We start from the raw sequence: 17,182 nt of genomic DNA, 5'->3' as shown, positions 1-17,182 counted from the left end.
ATCCCATGTCCGCCATTTTACCGTGCATTACCGGGCGCATGAGCCAGACATCGATCGAGCGGCTGAGGGAATATCTCGCGCAGCTCCCGCCGCAGTCGCAGGCGCTGCTGATGCGGGAGTTCGAGCGCGCCCTCGAGCGCGGCCAGGACACGGCGGTGGCAACCCTCGTGCTCGAGCAGCTGCGCAAGATCGTCCGCAAGAGCGAAGCCGACGAAGTTCCGCCGCCGCGCACCGACGACCTGTCGCGGCTGCTGTTCCAGGTGCTGGAGCCATTTCTGGTCGAGGCGGGCGCCCCGATCCGGGTCGGCCAGATCCGCCGCTCCTCGCTGCATCCGATCTGGCAATGGCTCGGCCGCGACGGCGCGCCGGACAAAGTCAACGAATTCGAGGCGGCGCTGGCGCGCATGCCGGCGGACGCCGGAGGGCAGGTCGAGGCGCTGGCGCAGAAGCTCCAGGCCGCGGCGGCCGATGCCATCTTCGAGCTGACGGGGCCGGGCGGCGGCGACAAGTCGCGCGCGCTCGCCCGCGTCGGCCCGCCCAACGTCATCGAGGACCTTTATGCGGTCGGCGCGGTGCTCCAGGTCCGGGAAGCCATCGCCACGCTGAACGAGAAGCTGCCGCGTTTCCTGCGCGCCTTCGGCGATTCCCAGATCGCCTCGGTGACGTCCGCGCTCAACATTCCCGTGCTCCAGACACCGCAGATGCTGCCCTTCGCGCTGTCGATGGTGGCGCAGCGGATGACGGCGCCCTGGCAGATCATCCGCCTCGCCATCAAGATGGCCGCGTCCGACGACGAGATCCGCGTCGCGGCGACGCCCTATGGTGTCGCGGTCACGATGGCCCTGCACGACCTGTCCTGCGTGGCCGCGATCCTGCGCACGGACATCAAGCGCGGCTACTTCGACAATGTCGCCGACAACCTCAAGGCGCTGCACGACGGCGTGCGCGGTCTGCGCACCGAGCTCGACCTGCGCAACGATTCCGCCTGGGGCAAGCAGCTGACCTCGATCCGGGCCGACATCTCCAATGCGCTGCAATCCGAGATCGACAGCGTTCCCGGCCGCGTCCGCCGCATCCTGCGCCAGCGGCCCGAGAAGGACATCCCGCCGGGGGCACGGATCGACAGCACCGAGGTCGAGGAGACCGTCGCGCTGATCGATTTCGTCGCGACCTGCCGCAACTATGCCAGCGAGCTTGCGATCAACGAGGTGACGCTGCGCACCTATTCCGACCTTCAGCAATATGTCGAGCGCTCGACCGAGCAGCTGGTGCAGTCGCTGCGTGCCGCCGATCACAAGGTCCGTACCTACCGGCAGCAGCAGGTGCAGGCGGCGATCCGCTTCTGCCAGGTGCTGTTCGGCGACGATTACGCCTCGCTGATGAGCCGCGCCGCGGAAAACGCGCTCACGGGCGAGCGCAAATCCTCGCGCGCCAGCTGATCCAAGCGCACATTTTCGTAAGTACAATTTATAGTTGACGATACCGGTGACGAGCCCTACGGTCACCGTGCAAGTTTTTGAAATTTCCATCTGTGGGCGCATGAAACCCGTTATCAGCTCCATCGAAATTGAGAACCGCGTCGTAGTTGCCAAATATCAAAGGCTGATGGTCGGCGCGAAGATCGTGCTGGTCGAGAAGGCAAGCGGTCGCCAATTGCCGGAGACCGTCACCAAGGTTGCATCTCCGGTTCCCGTCGGCGCGCTCCGCATCAGATTGCCCGACGCCATCGAGCCCGGAACATACTTCCTGAAGGCCTTCAATGGGCATGGCGAGCACGCCGCCCAGAGCGCGGACTTCGAGATCGGCTAAGCCGTTGGATTTCCACCGTTACGGACTGCGCGCGGTCGCGCCGAATTGACAATTGTCAATTGCCGCATCGTCCGGCCGTGGTGTAAAGCCAGCTATGGGCGCGGCTCGCGCGCTTCCGGAAGCTTGCCAGATGACGTTGTGGTTCGTGTTCGCGCTGATGACGGTCGCGGCGATTTTCGCCGTGCTCTGGCCGCTCGGCCGCGGCGCGCGTGCGCAAGATCAGGACAGCCAAAATCAGGGCAGTGAGGTCGCGGTCTACAAGGACCAGTTGACCGAGATCGAGCGTGATCTCGCCGCAGGGCTGATCGTAGCGCCCGAAGCGGAAGCCGCGCGCGTCGAGATCAGCCGCAGGCTCCTCACCGCTGCTGCCAGCGAGCCGGCATTGGAGCCGAAATCGAGCCTGAAATGGCGTCGTGCGGCGGCCGTGCTGGCGCTGGTCGGGCTGCCGCTGGTTGCGGTCGGCATCTACATGCCGCTTGGCTCGCCGCTGTTGCGCGACTTTCCGCTGGCACAGCGGGAGCGCGGGGCAGGCTCCGGCATGGCGCAGTCGCTCGAGAATCTGGTCGTGCAGGTGGAGCAACATCTGGAAAAGAATCCGACCGACGGCCGCGGCTGGAATGTGCTCGCCCCGGTGCTGGAGCGGCTCGGCCGCTTCGATGATGCCGTGCGCGCCTATCGCAACGCGATCACTTATAGTGGCGAGAGTGCGGAGCGCCGGTCGGACCTCGGTGAAGCGATCGCGGCCGTCGCCAGCGGCGTGGTGACCGCCGAGGCGAAGAGCGAGTTCGAGCGCGCCCATGCGCTGAACGCCGATGATCCCAAGGCGAATTATTTCCTCGGGCTTGCCGCCGAGCAGGACGGCCGCAAGGACGACGCGGCCAATATCTGGCGCGCTCTGCTGGCGAAAGCGCCGGCGGATGCGCCGTGGCGGCCTCTGGTGCAATCCGCGCTGGCGCGGGTCGGCGGCGGCGGCGCGACGATGCCGGCGCTGCCGGATGAGACGATCGCAGCGTCCAGGGATATGAACGAAGGTGATCGCAACGCGATGATCCGCGGCATGGTCGAACGTCTCGCTACGCGCCTCAAGCAGAACGGCGAGGACGTCGAGGGGTGGCTCCGCCTGGTGCGCGCCTATCTCGTCATGGGCGATCGCGACAAGGCGAGGGGCGCGTCGACCGACGCCCGCCAGGCGGTCGCCAATGACGGCGAGCGGCTGCGCCAGCTCAACGAAGGCCTCAGGACTCTCGGGCTCGACGGATGACGAGAGTGGAACGAGACGGACGGAGAACGGACACGCCATGACCCGCAAGCAGCGACGCATGACCATCATCGGCGGCTCGCTCGCCGTGCTCGCGCTCGCGGCCGCGCTGGTGCTCAACGCACTGCGCGACTCCATCGTGTTCTTCTCGACCCCGACCATGGTGGCCGAGAAGCACGTCCAGCCCGGCAAGCGGTTTCGCCTCGGCGGCCTGGTGCAGCCCGGCTCGCTCCAGCGCGGCGACAATCTCGCGGTGACCTTCGAGGTCGCCGACGGCAACGCAAAACTTCCGGTCGCCTATAAAGGCATCCTTCCCGACCTGTTCCGCGAAGGGCAGGGCGTCGTTGCCGAAGGCGCGCTCGACGCCAGCGGCGTGTTCAAGGCCGACACCGTGCTCGCCAAGCACGACGAGACCTACATGCCCAAGGACGTCGCCGATGCCCTGAAGAAGCAGGGCCACTGGAAGGACGATTACGGTCCGCAGGCCTCTGGTGGCGGCAAGCCTGCGGCCACGACGGCGCAGGGCAACCCGCAGGGAGCGGTGCGGTGATCGCGGAGTCAGGACATTACGCGCTGGTGCTGGCGCTTGGGCTCGCGCTGATCCAGTCCATCGTGCCGCTGATCGGCGCGCGCCTGCGCGATGCCGCGCTGATGAACGTGGCGCGCTCCACGGCGCTGGCGCAGCTGCTGTTCGTGGCCGCCTCGTTCATCGCGCTGGTGACGTTGCACGTGAACTCGGATTTCTCGGTCGCCAACGTCTACGAGAATTCCCACTCGATGAAGCCGCTGCTCTACAAGATCACCGGCGTGTGGGGAAACCATGAAGGCTCGATGCTGCTGTGGGTGTCGATCCTGGCATTGTTCGGCGGCCTGGTCGCAGCGTTCGGCAACAATTTGCCGCTGTCGCTGCGCGCGCATGTGCTGGCCGTGCAGGCCTGGATCGCCAGCGCGTTCTATCTCTTCATCCTGATGACCTCGAATCCGTTCCTGCGCATCGCGACCCCGCCGATCGAGGGACGCGATCTCAACCCGGTGCTGCAGGACATCGGCCTCGCGGTGCATCCGCCGATGCTCTATCTCGGCTATGTCGGCTTCTCGATCTCGTTCTCCTTTGCGATCGCCGCGCTGCTCGAGGGGCGGATCGATGCGGCCTGGGCGCGCTGGGTGCGGCCCTGGACGCTGGCGGCCTGGATCTTCCTGACCTTGGGCATCGCGATGGGCTCGTACTGGGCCTATTACGAGCTCGGCTGGGGCGGCTGGTGGTTCTGGGATCCGGTCGAGAACGCCTCGCTGATGCCGTGGCTCGCCGGCACCGCGCTGCTGCACTCGGCGCTGGTGATGGAGAAGCGCAACGCGCTGAAGGTCTGGACTATCCTGCTGTCGATTCTGACCTTCTCGCTGTCGCTGCTCGGCACCTTCCTGGTGCGCTCGGGCGTCATCACCTCGGTGCACGCTTTCGCCACCGATCCGACCCGCGGCGTGTTCATCCTGCTGATCCTTTGCCTATTCATCGGCGGCAGCCTGTCGCTGTTCGCGGGCCGCGCCACCTCGTTGAAGCAGGGCGGCCTGTTCGCGCCGATCTCGCGCGAGGGCGCGCTGGTGCTGAACAATCTGCTGCTGACCGTGGCCTGCGCGGTCGTGCTGTTTGGCACGCTCTATCCGCTGGCGATGGAAGTGCTGGCCGATTTCAAGATGTCGGTCGGCGCGCCGTTCTACAATCTGACGTTCGTGCCATTGTTCACGTTGCTGCTGCTCGCAGTCCCGTTCGGCCCAATGCTGGCGTGGAAGCGCGGCGATCTGCTCGGTGTCACCCAGCGCCTGCTCGCCGCGGGCGTCGCCGGCCTCGTCGCCGTCGCCGTCGCCTGGGGCTGGGCGAGCGGGGGCAGTACGCTGGCGCCGCTCGCGATCGGACTCGGCATCTTCGTCATCGCCGGCGCCGTCACGGACATTGTCGAGCGCACCGGCCTCGTGCGGCTGCCGTTCGCAACGGCCTTGCACCGGGCCCGCGGCCTGCCGCGCTCGGCCTGGGGGGCGGCATTCGCACATGCCGGCCTCGGCATCGCCCTGATCGGAATCGTCTGCGAGACCACCTGGAACAGCGAATACATCGCGACGATGAAGCAGAACGACGTCGCCCATGTCGCCGGCTACGACCTCAAGCTTGACGGCCTGTTTTCGCGCCAGGGGCCGAACTATCGCGAGATGATCGCCGAGTTCAGCGTCGGCCGCGACGGCGGGATGATCAGCGTCATGACGCCGTCGAAACGCAGCTTTACCACGCGTGGCTCTTCGACCACGGAGGCCGCGCTGCTGACGCGCGGCGCAAGTCAGCTCTACGTTTCGCTCGGCGATGCCACCGCGGAAGGTGCCATCGCCGTCCGCATCTATCACAAGCCGCTGGTGCTCCTGATCTGGTGGGGGCCGGTGCTGATGGCGTTCGGCGGCATGCTGTCGCTGTCCGACCGCCGCCTGCGGGTCGGTGCGCCAAAGCCGGCGCGGGCCAAGCAGCGCCTCCAGCCGGCGGAGTGATCTTGATGCGCCGGATGATGGCCGCGTTCGTCGCGTTGATGCTGTTGGCTTCGCCGGCGGCGCATGCCGTGCAGCCCGACGAGATCATGTCGGACCCGGTGAAGGAGGCCCGTGCGCGCGACTTGTCGCGCGAGCTGCGCTGCATGGTCTGCCAGAACCAGTCGATCGACGATTCCGACGCGCCGCTGGCGCGCGATTTGCGGCTGCTGGTCCGCGAACGCATCGCTGCGGGCGACAGCAATGCGCAGGTGCTCGATTTTCTCGTCGCGCGCTATGGCGAGTTCGTGCTGCTCAAGCCGCGCTTCGAGCGCCAGACCATGCTGCTCTGGCTGCTCGCGCCTCTGCTGCTGACCGGCGGCGGCCTCGCGCTGTGGCTGCAAATCCGCCGTCGCGCGCGAAGCGGTGCAGATGCGCCGGCACCGCCGCTCACGCCCGAGGAACAGGCGCGGCTTGCCGCCTTGATGTCCGACGACACCACCCCCTCGCGCTAGCTTCGCGAGGCGACGATCGCGCTTTGACGCCGGTTGCCGGAACTCGATTAAGTTCCTGTCCGACCACGACTTTCGGCCTGCGTTAAACCGCCGCATCCGGCCCGCCCCTTCATTACAAAAGTTTAACCCCGCCGCCAGCGCGCGGTAAGGCGGGAGTCCCCATCTTCAGGACCGTAAGGCGCTGCCATTCGGCGCCAAATGGATTTCAAGGCCCTGGAGATCTCTGCATGACCGACCGTATCGACCTCTCGAACCTTCCGTCCAACCGGCAGCCGCGCCGGTCGGTGTTTTCCGCGCGCAAGATCGCGCTGATGGCCTCGGTCGTCGCCGGCCTCGGGGCCGCCGTCTACGGCTTCAGCCCGTCGGTCTCGCCGGCCGACCTGTTCTCCAGCCCGGCGCATGCGCAGGTCAACAACGAAGTCAAGAAAGTCGAGCGTCCGATCGGCTTTGCCGACATCGTCGAGCGCGTGAAGCCGTCGGTGATCTCGGTGAAGGTCAACATCAAGGAAAAGACCGCAAGCAACGATGACGGCGACGATTCCTCGCCGTTCCAGCCGGGCTCGCCGATGGAGCGCTTCTTCCGCCGCTTCGGTGGTCCGGATGGTTTCCCGGGCCTCAAGGGCGGCCGTGGCCGCGTCGTGCAGGGCCAGGGCTCCGGCTTCTTCATCTCGGCCGACGGCTATGCCGTGACCAACAACCACGTCGTCGACGGCGCCGACAAGGTCGAGGTCACCACCGACGACGGCAAGACCTACACCGCCAAGGTGATCGGCACCGACCAGCGCACCGACCTTGCCTTGATCAAGGTCGAGGGCAGCTCGAATTTCCCGTTCGCCAAGCTTGCCGACGGCAAGCCGCGGATCGGCGACTGGGTGCTGGCGGTCGGCAATCCCTTCGGCCTCGGCGGCACCGTGACCGCCGGCATCGTCTCGGCCAGCGGCCGCGACATCGGCAACGGTCCCTATGACGATTTCATCCAGATCGACGCGCCCGTGAACAAGGGCAATTCGGGCGGTCCGGCTTTCAACACCGAAGGCGAGGTGATGGGCGTCAACACCGCGATCTATTCGCCCTCCGGCGGCAGCGTCGGCATCGCGTTCTCGATTCCGGCCAACACCGTGAAGAGCGTGGTGGCCCAGCTCAAGGACAAGGGCTCGGTCAGCCGCGGCTGGATCGGCGTGCAGATCCAGCCGGTGACATCCGACATCGCCGACAGCCTCGGCATGAAGAAGGCCGAAGGCGCGCTGGTGGCGGAGCCCCAGGCGAACGGTCCGGCCGCCAAGGCCGGCATCGAATCCGGCGACGTCATCACCGCAGTCAACGGCGAATCCGTCAAGGACGCCCGCGAGCTCGCCCGCACCATTGGCGGCATGGCGCCCGGAGCGACGGTGAAGCTCAACGTGCTGCACAAGGGCCAGGACAAGGTCATCAACCTCACCCTCGGCCAGCTCCCGAACACGGTCGAGGCCAAGGCCGACACCGACAATGACACCGGCAAGGGTGCAAGCAAGGGCACCGACGTGCCGAAGCTCGGCATGACCGTTGCCCCTGCCAACTCCGTGGCTGGCGCCGGCAAGGAAGGCGTCGTCGTCACCGAAGTCGATCCGAAGAGCGCCGCGGCCGAACGCGGCTTCAAGGAAGGTGACGTGATCCTCGAGGTCGGCGGCAAGACCGTGGCCACCGCCGGCGAAGTCCGCGACGCCATCAATGCGGCGCGGACCGACAACAAGAACAGCGTCCTGATGCGCGTGAAGAGCGGCGGCCAGTCGCGCTTCGTAGCCGTGCCCATCGCCAAAGGCTGAGGGCCAGGAGCCTGTGAGATGAGGGGTGTCGCCGGCATCAGTCGCCCCCGCCGCCGACGCTCCTCGGGGGAGCAGCGCAACGATTGCTTCCCCTGTCTACCTTCCGGTGGAATTACGCCCCCCTCCGTCGGAAGGCCTAGGGCGGTGAAGTCCCCCCAGCTTCACCGCCCGCCCTTTGTCGACCCAGGTTCTCGACTTAAGTTCTCGACCAAGTCTCTTTCGCTTGGCTTGCATGCGATTGCCGCTCGCGCCATGTTCATAGAAGGTTGACTCCCTTGACCGCCGCCGAACGCACGATGCGCCTCCTCATCATTGAAGACGACCGCGAATCCGCCGACTACCTCGTGAAGGCGTTTCGCGAAGTCGGTCACATCGCCGATCTCGCTGCCGACGGCGAGGAAGGCCTCGCCATGGCCGAGAACGGCGACTATGACGTGCTGGTGGTCGACCGCATGCTGCCCAAGCGCGACGGCCTGTCGCTGATCGGCGCGCTCCGCGACAAGGACAACACGACGCCCGTGCTGATTCTCTCCGCGCTCGGCCAGGTCGATGACCGCATCAAGGGCCTGCGCGCCGGCGGCGACGACTATCTGCCAAAACCCTATTCCTTCGCCGAGCTCTTGGCCCGCGTCGAGGTGCTGTCGCGCCGCCGCGGGGGACCTGCCGAGGACACGATCTATCGCGTCGGCGATCTCGAACTCGACCGGCTCTCCCATCGCGTCGCCCGCGGCAAGGACGAGCTGACGCTGCAGCCGCGTGAATTCCGCCTGCTCGAATACCTCATGAAGCATGCCGGCCAAGTCGTCACGCGCACCATGCTGCTGGAAAACGTCTGGGACTACCATTTCGATCCGCAGACCAACGTCATCGACGTGCACATCTCGCGGCTGCGCTCCAAGATCGACAAGGGTTTCGAGCGGCCGCTGCTGCACACGATCCGCGGCGCCGGGTACATGATCCGTGACGGCATTCGGTAAACTCGTCCGCACCACGGCGTTCCGGCTGACGCTGGTCTATCTGCTGCTGTTCGCGATGTTCGCGGCCTCGCTGCTCGGCTATTTCGCCTGGAACACGCGGCGGCTGATCACCGAGGAAATCACGCAGACGGTGAACTCCGAGACCTCGGAGATCAACGAGATCTACGGCCGCCGCGGCATGTTCGGCCTCGTGCGCACGATCGAGTATCGCGCGCTGCGGCCGGGCGCCAACCTCTACCTCGTGACCACACCGACCGGGCAGGCGATCGCCGGCAATGTCGGCTCGCTCGCGCCCGGCGTGATGGCGACGCGCGGCTGGTCGGAGACGGCCTATCGGCGGATCGAGGATGCCGACGACCGCGACCATCGCGCGCTGGTGCGCGTCACCGAGCTCGAAAACGGCTTCCGGCTGCTGATCGGCCGCGATCTCGCCGAGCGGCGGCGCCTGTTCAGCATCGTCGCCAAGGCGGCGCAATGGTCGGTCCTGATCGTGGTGGTGCTCGGCCTCGGCGGCGGCGTCTTCGTCGCCCGCCGTGTGCTTACCCGCATCGATGCCATGACCGGCACCGCCCAGCGCATCATGACCGGCGATCTCAGCGGGCGCTTGCCCGTCGGGCGCAGCGGCGACGAGCTCGATCGCCTCGCCGAAAATCTCAACGCCATGCTGGAGCGGATCGAAGCGCTGATGGCGGGGCTGAAAGAAGTCTCCGACAACATCGCCCACGACCTCAAGACGCCGCTGACGCGTATGCGCAACCGCGCCGAGGAGGCGCTGGCGAGATCGGGCTGCGAGGCCGACTACCGCGCCGCGCTGGAACGGACCATCGAGGAATCCGACGGCCTGATCCGCACCTTCAACGCGCTGCTGATGATCGCGCGCGCCGAGTCCGGGCAGGCGCGCGGCAACATGGATGATTTCGACGCGGCCGAAGTCGCGGGCGGTATCCACGAGCTCTACGAGCCGCTCGCCGAGGACGACGGCATGACGCTCAAGGTCAGGGCCGAGCCCACACCCGTTCACGCCAACCGCGAACTGATCAGCCAGGCGCTCGCCAACCTCGTCGAGAATGCGATCAAATATGGCAAGCCGGTCGCACAGACCGGCGGAACCGTGGTCAGCATGGACGCGCGGCAGATCACGATCGAGGCGAAGCGAGAGGGCGACCAAGTGCTGCTCAGCGTCATCGATCGCGGCCCCGGCATTCCCGAGGCCGACCGCAAGCACGTCGTCGAGCGATTCGTGCGGCTCGAGGCCAGCCGCACGCTGCCGGGGTCCGGCCTCGGCCTCAGCCTCGCCGCCGCGGTTGCGACGCTTCATGGCGGCGAATTGCGGCTGGGCGATGCCCAGCCCGGCCTCATCGCCACGCTGGTGCTGCCGGCGCGCGCGGGTGCAGGCGACAGGGTTGCTCCTCCAATGCAGGATGTGCCACAGAAGGTGGCATGAACCACTCCGCGCCGGGAAACGCGGACAAGCATGGAGCGAGTCTCGCCGCGCGCTTCGCGGAAGCTCCCCATATTGCCGCTTCCGCAACTGACGAACGACGTATCGAGAGCTGGCTGGCCGAGCTTGAGCCGGCACAATCGGCCCGTATCGAGGGCTTGCTGAGCCATCCCTTCGCGCGGAACATCCTGGCCGGCATCGCGGAATTCTCGCCCTATCTGTTCGATCTGGTGCGCACTGACGCGCCGCGTCTGATCCGCCTGCTCGAGTGCGATCCGGACGCGTATCTTCCCACGCTGATCGCAGAGGCGTGGGGCGCGGTGCTCGCGGCGGGCGACGAAGCCGAGGTGATGCGTCTGCTCCGCCGCATGAAGGCGGAGGCCGCGCTGCTGACTGCGCTGTGCGACATCGGGGGGGTCTGGCCGGTGATGCGGGTGACGGCGGCGCTGACCGATGTTGCGGTGTCCTCGGTGCAGGCGGCGCTCCAGTACCTGCTGCGGCAGGAAGCCGCACGTGGCAAGCTCTCGCCGCCCAATCCGGAGGCTCCCGAGGAAGGCTGCGGCCTGATCGTGCTCGCGATGGGCAAGATGGGCGCGGGCGAGCTGAACTATTCCAGCGACATCGATCTCATCGTGTTCTTCGACCCTGATGCCACAACGCTCGCGCCCGATATCGAGCCGCAGCCGTTCTTCGTCCGCGTGACGCAGGGCATGGCGCGCATCCTTCAACAGCGCACCTATGATGGCTATGTGTTCCGCGTCGATCTGCGCCTGCGTCCGGATCCGTCCTCGACGCAGGTGGCGATCTCGCGCGACGCCGCGCTGAACTACTACGAGCGGGAAGGGCGCACCTGGGAGCGCGCCGCAATGATCAAGGCGCGCGCCTGTGCCGGCGATGCCAAAGCAGGCGAAGCGCTGCTGGCCGAAATCGCGCCGTTCGTCTGGCGCAAGCATCTCGACTTTGCCGCGCTCGCCGACGTCCACGACATGAAGCGGCAGATGCAGACCTATCGCGGCCAGAGCGAGATCGCGGTCGAGGGGCACAATGTCAAGGTCGGCCGCGGCGGCATCCGCGAGATCGAGTTTTTCGCGCAGACGCAGCAGCTGATCGCGGGCGGCCGCCATCCCGAATTGCGGGTGCGGCCGACGCTCGCCGCGCTCGACATTCTCGCCTCCAGCAATTGGATCACCTTCGCCGCGCGCGACGAACTCACCGCCGCCTACGAGTTCCTGCGCCGCGTCGAGCATCGTCTTCAGATGATCGCCGACGAGCAGACCCACACGCTGCCCGAGGACAAGGACGCGGTCGAGCGCTTCGCCTGGTTCTTCGGCTATCCGGATCGTGAGGCCTTCGCGCGAGATCTGTTGCGCCAACTCAAGATCGTGCAAGGTCATTATGAAAAATTGTTCGAGGGCGACGATCCGACCGGCACGGCCAAGCTGCCCGCGCTCGACTACAGCGCGGGCCCCAACGATCCGCGCCTGCTGCAATATCTGACCACGCTCGGCTTCAAGAAGCCGGCCGCGCTCGCGCAGACCGTGCGCGATTGGATCACCGGCGACTATCGCGTGTTCCGGAACGACCAGACGCGCGGCGCCTTCCTCGATTTCGTGCCAGCCCTGATCGATGGTCTCGCCCGTGCCGAGGAGCCGGATCGCGCCGTCGTTGCGTTCGACCATTTCCTTGGGGCGCTCCAGCGCGGCGGGCGGCTGATCACGCTGCTCGGGCAGAACCGCGATCTGGTCGCGCTGGTGGCGCTGGTGCTGGGCGCCGCGCCGCGGCTCGGCGAGATGCTGGCGCGGCAGCCGCAGCTCATGGACGGACTGATCGATCCGCGCTTCTTCGGCGCCATGCCGGACAGGCAGGAATTGTCGGGGCGCCTGGCGGCGACCGTGCAGGACGCCGGTTCATACGAGGAATTCCTCGATCGCCTGCGCCTGTTCGGACAGGAGAGCCTGTTCCTGATCGGCACGCGCATCCTGTCCGGTACCGTCTCGGCGCAGCAGGCGAGCACCGCCTTCGCCGACGTCGCCGAAGGCATCGTCCACACCGTGCATGGTCTCGTCGCCGACCGCTTCGCCGCCCAGCACGGCCGCATTAGGGATCAGCAGACCGCGATCATCGCGATGGGCCGGCTCGGCAGCCGCGAAATGACGGCCTCGTCAGATCTCGACCTGATCCTGCTCTACGATTTCGACAGCGACGAGCCGGACTCGGACGGACCGAAGTCGCTGCAGGGTGCGCATTATTTCGCCCGTTTCACCCAGCGCCTGATCAGCGCGTTCACGACGCGCACCAATTACGGCGTGCTTTACGAGATCGACATGCGGCTGCGCCCGTCCGGGCGCGCCGGCCCCGTCGCCTCGAGCCTTACCTCCTTCGCCGATTATCAGGCCAACGAGGCCTGGACCTGGGAGCACATGGCGCTGACGCGCGCGCGCGTGGTGTCGGCTTCGAGCGAATTCCGGGAGCGGATCGAGCGCGTGATCCGCGACGTGCTGACGCGCCGCCGGGACAGGGTGATCATCGCCAACGACGTCGCCGACATGCGGCACGCGATCGCGCAGGAAAAGGGCGAGAGCGACCATTGGGATCTCAAATATGCCGCCGGCGGCATGATCGACATCGACTTCATCGCGCAATATCTCCAGCTCGTGCACGCCCACGACAAGCCCGGGATACTCGACGTCAGCACGATGCAGGTGCTGGAAAATGCATGCAGGCTCGGCGTGCTCTCACAATCGGAAACCGAGGTCCTGCGCGCCGCGGCGCGGCTCTACCACGATTTGACGCAGATCCTGCGGCTCTGCGTCAGCGATCGCTTCAACCCGGAAACCGCCGGCACCGACCTTCAACGCGTGATGGCGCGCGCCGGCGATGCGCCGGATTTCTCCGCGCTGGAGGCCCGCGTGAAGGAAACGCAGGGCGAGGTGCGGCGCGTGTTTACGGCGCTGCTGCAAGGGTCGTCGCCTGCTTCAGCGAGGTGAGGGCCTCACGGACGTCAGGCTCGAGGCCCGCGCCGCCGGCATCGAGATGGGCGAAGATCGCGCGCTTCATCCGGGGATCCCAGAACTTCTTGATGTGCTCGGCAATCCCCGGCACGGCCTTGTCGTGGCCCTGGCTGCGGAAGAACGTGCCGATCTGGTTGGCCATGTAGACGAGGCGGTCAGGCGACGACATCGATGATCTCCTGGGCACGAAGAGCCGTGACGCGGGCCTGGTGCGTGAACACTTCAAACCCGTCGCTGCGGGCAATCGCGATCAGCGTGATGCCGGCAGCAGTGGCGGTGCGGACCGCGAGCGCGGTCGGGGCGGAGACGGCAACCATCACCGGCGCGCCGATCGCGGCCGTCTTCTGCACCATCTCGACCGAGACGCGGCTCGTCAGCAGCACCATGCCGGCGCTTGCGTCCGTCCGGCTGCGCGCCAGGGCGCCAGCGAGCTTGTCGAGCGCGTTGTGACGGCCGACGTCCTCACGTAGGGCCGCAAGGCCGTTCGCCGGCGACCAGAACGCCGCGGCGTGGACCGCACGGGTCTGCATGTTGATCGCTTGCAGGGGCGCGATCGCCTGCATCGCGGCCATGATCTGCTGTGGCGTGAAGCTGGTCCCCCGTGGCACGACGGCGGCGGGGCGCACCGCTTCGGCAATGGAATCGATGCCGCAGATGCCGCAGCCGGTCGGGCCGGCGATATGGCGGCGGCGCTCGCTGATGCGCGCGGCCTCGTCCGAGGCGAGCCACATCCGCAGCTCGATGCCGTCGTCGAGCCGGACCACGTCGAGCGACTTGATGTCGTCGACCGATTTGATGATGCCTTCGTCAAGGCTGAAGCCGACGGCGAAATCCTCGAGGTTCTGCGGCGTGCCCATCATGACGGCGTAGGTGCCGCCATTGTAGGTCAGCGCCAGCGGCGTCTCCTCCGGGATCAGCCGTGCCCCCTCGGACGCGGCACCGTCGCGCCAGATCTCGCGGTCGATGGCCTGGACCGGCACGTGCATGCCGTTACTCCGCGGCCTCGGCGGGCGCGATGCGGCGGGAGTGCCGCGCCTGCGCGTCATAGGCCTTCTGCCAGTCGGACGGGCCGTTCGACGGGGACACCTGCACCGCCGTGACCTTGTATTCGGGGCAGTTGGTCGCCCAGTCCGAATAGTCCGTGGTGATGACGTTGGCCTGCGTATCGGGGTGGTGGAAGGTGGTGTAGACGACGCCCGGCGCGACGCGGTCGGTGATCTCCGCGCGCAGCGTGGTCTCGCCGGCGCGGCTCTTCAGCCGCACCCAGTCGCCGTCGCGCACGCCGCGCTGCTCGGCATCGTGTGGATGGATCTCGAGCCGGTCCTCGGCATGCCAGACCACGTTGTCGGTGCGCCGCGTCTGCGCGCCGACATTGTACTGGCTGAGGATGCGGCCCGTGGTCAGCAGCAGCGGATAGCGCGGGCCGGTGCGTTCGTCGGTCGCGACGTATTCTGTGACGACGAACTTGCCCTTGCCGCGCACGAAGCCGTCGATATGCATCACCGGCGTGCCCTCCGGCGCCTTCTCGTTGCAGGGCCACTGCACCGAGCCGAGCTCGTCGAGCTTGGCGTAGGAGACGCCGGCAAAGGTCGGGGTCAGCGCCGCGATCTCGTCCATGATCTCGGACGGGTGGCTGTAGTTCATCTCGAAGCCCATCGCCCGGGCGAGGCCGATGGTGACCTCCCAGTCGGCCATGCCGTTCTTCGGCGACATCACCTTGCGCACGCGCTGGATGCGGCGCTCGGCATTGGTGAAGGTGCCGTCCTTCTCGAGGAAGCTGGAGCCGGGCAGGAAGACGTGGGCGTAGTTGGCGGTCTCATTCAGGAACAGGTCGTGGACGATGACGCATTCCATCGCCGACAGCGCCGCCACCACGTGCTTGGTGTTGGGGTCGGACTGCAGGATGTCCTCGCCCTGCACGTAGAGGCCCATGAACGTGCCTTCGACCGCGGCGTCGAACATGTTGGGAATGCGCAGGCCCGGCTCCGGGTTGAGCTTGACGTTCCAGAGCGCCTCGAACTGGTCGCGCACGGCGTCGCCCGAGATGTGACGGTAACCGGGCAGTTCATGCGGGAACGAGCCCATGTCGCAGGAGCCCTGCACGTTGTTCTGGCCCCGCAGCGGGTTCACGCCGACGCCGGGGCGGCCGATATTGCCGGTTGCCATCGCAAGGTTCGCGATCGCGATCACCGTGGTCGAGCCCTGGCTATGCTCGGTGACGCCCAGGCCGTAATAGATTGCGCCATTGCCGCCGGTGGCGTAGATGCGGGCCGCCTCGCGCAGATCCTTCGGGTCGACGCCGGTGAGGATGGCGGTCGCTTCCGGGCTGTTGTTCGGCTGGGCGACGAAGGCGGCCCATTCCTCGAACTCGGCCCAGTCGCAGCGCTCGCGTACAAAGGCTTCGTTGACGAGGCCTTCGGTGACGATGACATGCGCGATCCCGGTCATCACCGCGACGTTGGTGCCGGGCATCAGCGGCAGGTGCAGCGCCTTCACATGCGGCGATTCCACCATCTCGGTGCGGCGCGGATCGATCACGATCAGTTTTGCACCCTGCCGCAGCCGCTTCTTCAGCCGCGAGGCGAACACCGGGTGGGCGGAGGCCGGGTTGGCACCGATGATCACGACGACGTCGGTGTCCTCGACCGAGTCGAAATCCTGCGTGCCCGCCGAGGTGCCGAAGGTGGTAGCGAGGCCATAGCCGGTCGGCGAGTGGCAGACGCGGGCGCAGGTGTCGACATTGTTGTTGCCGAAGCCGGCGCGGATCAGCTTCTGCACCAGATAGGTCTCTTCATTGGTGCAGCGGGACGAGGTGATGCCGCCGATGGCGTCGCGGCCGTACTTCTTCTGGATGCCGCGCATCCTGGCGGCGGCAAACGAGAACGCCTCGTCCCAGGGCACTTCGCGCCAGGGATCCTCGATCCGCTCGCGGATCATGGGTTTAAGAATGCGTTCCTTGTGGTTGGTGTAGCCCCAGGCGAAGCGCCCCTTGACGCAGGAATGGCCGCGATTGGCCTTGCCGTCCTTGTACGGCACCATGCGCACCACTTCCTCGCCGCGCATCTCGGCCTTGAAGGCGCAACCGACGCCGCAATAGGCGCAGGTGGTGACGACCGAGTGCTCGGGCTGACCGATCTCGATCACCGACTTTTCCGTCAGCGTCGCGGTCGGGCAGGCCTGCACGCAGGCGCCGCAGGAGACGCATTCGGAGCCCAGAAAACTCTCGCTCATGCCCGGCGAGATGCGGCTGCCGAAGCCGCGGCCGGAGATGGTCAGCGCGAAGGTGCCTTGCACCTCCTCGCAGGCGCGGACGCAGCGCGAGCAGACGATGCACTTGGACGGATCATAGGTGAAATAGGGATTGGACTCGTCCTTTGGCATCCAGGCGGGGTTCACCTCGCCATTCGATTTTGCAAAGACGTGATTCTCGCCCTCATAGCCGTAGCGCACCTCGCGCAGGCCCACCGCACCGGCCATGTCCTGCAATTCGCAATCGCCGTTGGCGCCGCAGGTGAGGCAGTCGAGCGGATGGTCGGAGATGTAGAGCTCCATCACGCCCTTGCGCAGCTGCTTCAGCCGTTCGCTCTGGGTGTGCACGACAAGGCCGTTCATGACAGGCGTGGTGCAGGACGCCGGCGTACCGGCGCGGCCCTCGATCTCGACGACGCAGAGCCGGCAGGAGCCGAAGGCGTCGACCATGTCGGTCGCGCACAGCTTCGGGATCTGGTGGCCTGCCTCCATCGCGGCGCGCATGATCGACGTGCCCTCCGGCACCATGACCTCTTTGCCGTCGATGGTCAGCGTCACCATCGTTTCCGATTTGGAAGCCGGCGTGCCGAAGTCGATTTCTTCGATCAGAGACAT

At 66.7% G+C, this 17,182-nt stretch carries 13 protein-coding genes; 10 read left to right on the top strand and 3 right to left on the bottom strand.

The window, feature by feature from the left end:
- Nucleotides 1-38: 38 nt before the first annotated feature.
- From JJB99_RS25770 to JJB99_RS25725, 10 genes are all read left to right on the top strand, one after another.
- Complete coding sequence (locus tag JJB99_RS25770; RefSeq protein WP_200500304.1) at nucleotides 39-1,439, top strand: hypothetical protein; 1,401 nt, start codon at nucleotides 39-41, stop codon at nucleotides 1,437-1,439.
- Between the two features lie 100 nt (nucleotides 1,440-1,539).
- Entirely contained in the window at nucleotides 1,540-1,809 is a 270-nt protein-coding gene (locus tag JJB99_RS25765) for a hypothetical protein (RefSeq protein ID WP_200500303.1), read from the top strand.
- Nucleotides 1,810-1,939: 130 nt separating this feature from the next.
- The gene (ccmI, locus tag JJB99_RS25760) at nucleotides 1,940-3,070 is read left to right on the top strand and encodes a c-type cytochrome biogenesis protein CcmI (RefSeq protein ID WP_200495063.1); all 1,131 of its coding nucleotides are present in this window, start codon (nucleotides 1,940-1,942) and stop codon (nucleotides 3,068-3,070) included.
- Nucleotides 3,071-3,107: 37 nt separating this feature from the next.
- Complete coding sequence (gene ccmE, locus JJB99_RS25755; RefSeq protein WP_200495062.1) at nucleotides 3,108-3,617, top strand: cytochrome c maturation protein CcmE; 510 nt, start codon at nucleotides 3,108-3,110, stop codon at nucleotides 3,615-3,617.
- Complete coding sequence (locus JJB99_RS25750) at nucleotides 3,614-5,596, top strand: heme lyase CcmF/NrfE family subunit (protein WP_200495061.1); 1,983 nt, start codon at nucleotides 3,614-3,616, stop codon at nucleotides 5,594-5,596. Before ccmE ends, JJB99_RS25750 begins: the two co-directional genes overlap by 4 nt.
- A gap of 5 nt (nucleotides 5,597-5,601) precedes the next feature.
- Nucleotides 5,602-6,087, top strand: a complete 486-nt coding sequence (locus JJB99_RS25745) for a cytochrome c-type biogenesis protein (protein WP_200495060.1) — start codon at nucleotides 5,602-5,604, stop codon at nucleotides 6,085-6,087.
- Between the two features lie 227 nt (nucleotides 6,088-6,314).
- The gene (locus JJB99_RS25740; RefSeq protein WP_200495059.1) at nucleotides 6,315-7,889 is read left to right on the top strand and encodes a Do family serine endopeptidase; all 1,575 of its coding nucleotides are present in this window, start codon (nucleotides 6,315-6,317) and stop codon (nucleotides 7,887-7,889) included.
- Between the two features lie 296 nt (nucleotides 7,890-8,185).
- Entirely contained in the window at nucleotides 8,186-8,866 is a 681-nt protein-coding gene (locus JJB99_RS25735; protein ID WP_200495058.1) for a response regulator transcription factor, read from the top strand.
- Entirely contained in the window at nucleotides 8,850-10,310 is a 1,461-nt protein-coding gene (locus tag JJB99_RS25730) for a sensor histidine kinase (RefSeq protein ID WP_200495057.1), read from the top strand. The genes JJB99_RS25735 and JJB99_RS25730 overlap by 17 nt, the downstream gene beginning before the upstream one ends.
- Nucleotides 10,307-13,294 (top strand): bifunctional [glutamine synthetase] adenylyltransferase/[glutamine synthetase]-adenylyl-L-tyrosine phosphorylase, encoded by a 2,988-nt coding sequence (locus JJB99_RS25725; RefSeq protein ID WP_200495056.1) that lies wholly within the window; start codon nucleotides 10,307-10,309, stop codon nucleotides 13,292-13,294. The genes JJB99_RS25730 and JJB99_RS25725 overlap by 4 nt, the downstream gene beginning before the upstream one ends.
- On the opposite strand, the gene JJB99_RS25720 is transcribed toward JJB99_RS25725, so the two are convergent.
- The 3 genes from JJB99_RS25720 to fdhF are packed head-to-tail and all read right to left on the bottom strand — an operon-like array spanning nucleotide 13,251 to nucleotide 17,182.
- Complete coding sequence (locus JJB99_RS25720; protein WP_200495055.1) at nucleotides 13,251-13,487, bottom strand: formate dehydrogenase subunit delta; 237 nt, start codon at nucleotides 13,485-13,487, stop codon at nucleotides 13,251-13,253. The two genes, JJB99_RS25725 and JJB99_RS25720, sit on opposite strands and share 44 nt — an antisense overlap.
- Nucleotides 13,474-14,304: a formate dehydrogenase accessory sulfurtransferase FdhD gene (fdhD, locus tag JJB99_RS25715; RefSeq protein WP_200495054.1), complete on the bottom strand. Its 831-nt coding sequence runs from the start codon at nucleotides 14,302-14,304 to the stop codon at nucleotides 13,474-13,476. The genes JJB99_RS25720 and fdhD overlap by 14 nt, the downstream gene beginning before the upstream one ends.
- Nucleotides 14,305-14,308: 4 nt before the next feature.
- A complete protein-coding gene (gene fdhF / locus JJB99_RS25710) occupies nucleotides 14,309-17,182 on the bottom strand; it encodes a formate dehydrogenase subunit alpha (protein WP_200495053.1) in 2,874 nt (957 codons plus the stop codon).

It is taken from the genome of Bradyrhizobium diazoefficiens, assembly GCF_016616235.1.
Classification (GTDB): Bacteria; Pseudomonadota; Alphaproteobacteria; order Rhizobiales; family Xanthobacteraceae; genus Bradyrhizobium; species Bradyrhizobium diazoefficiens_H.
This window is presented reverse-complemented; position numbering and strand designations above follow the sequence as displayed.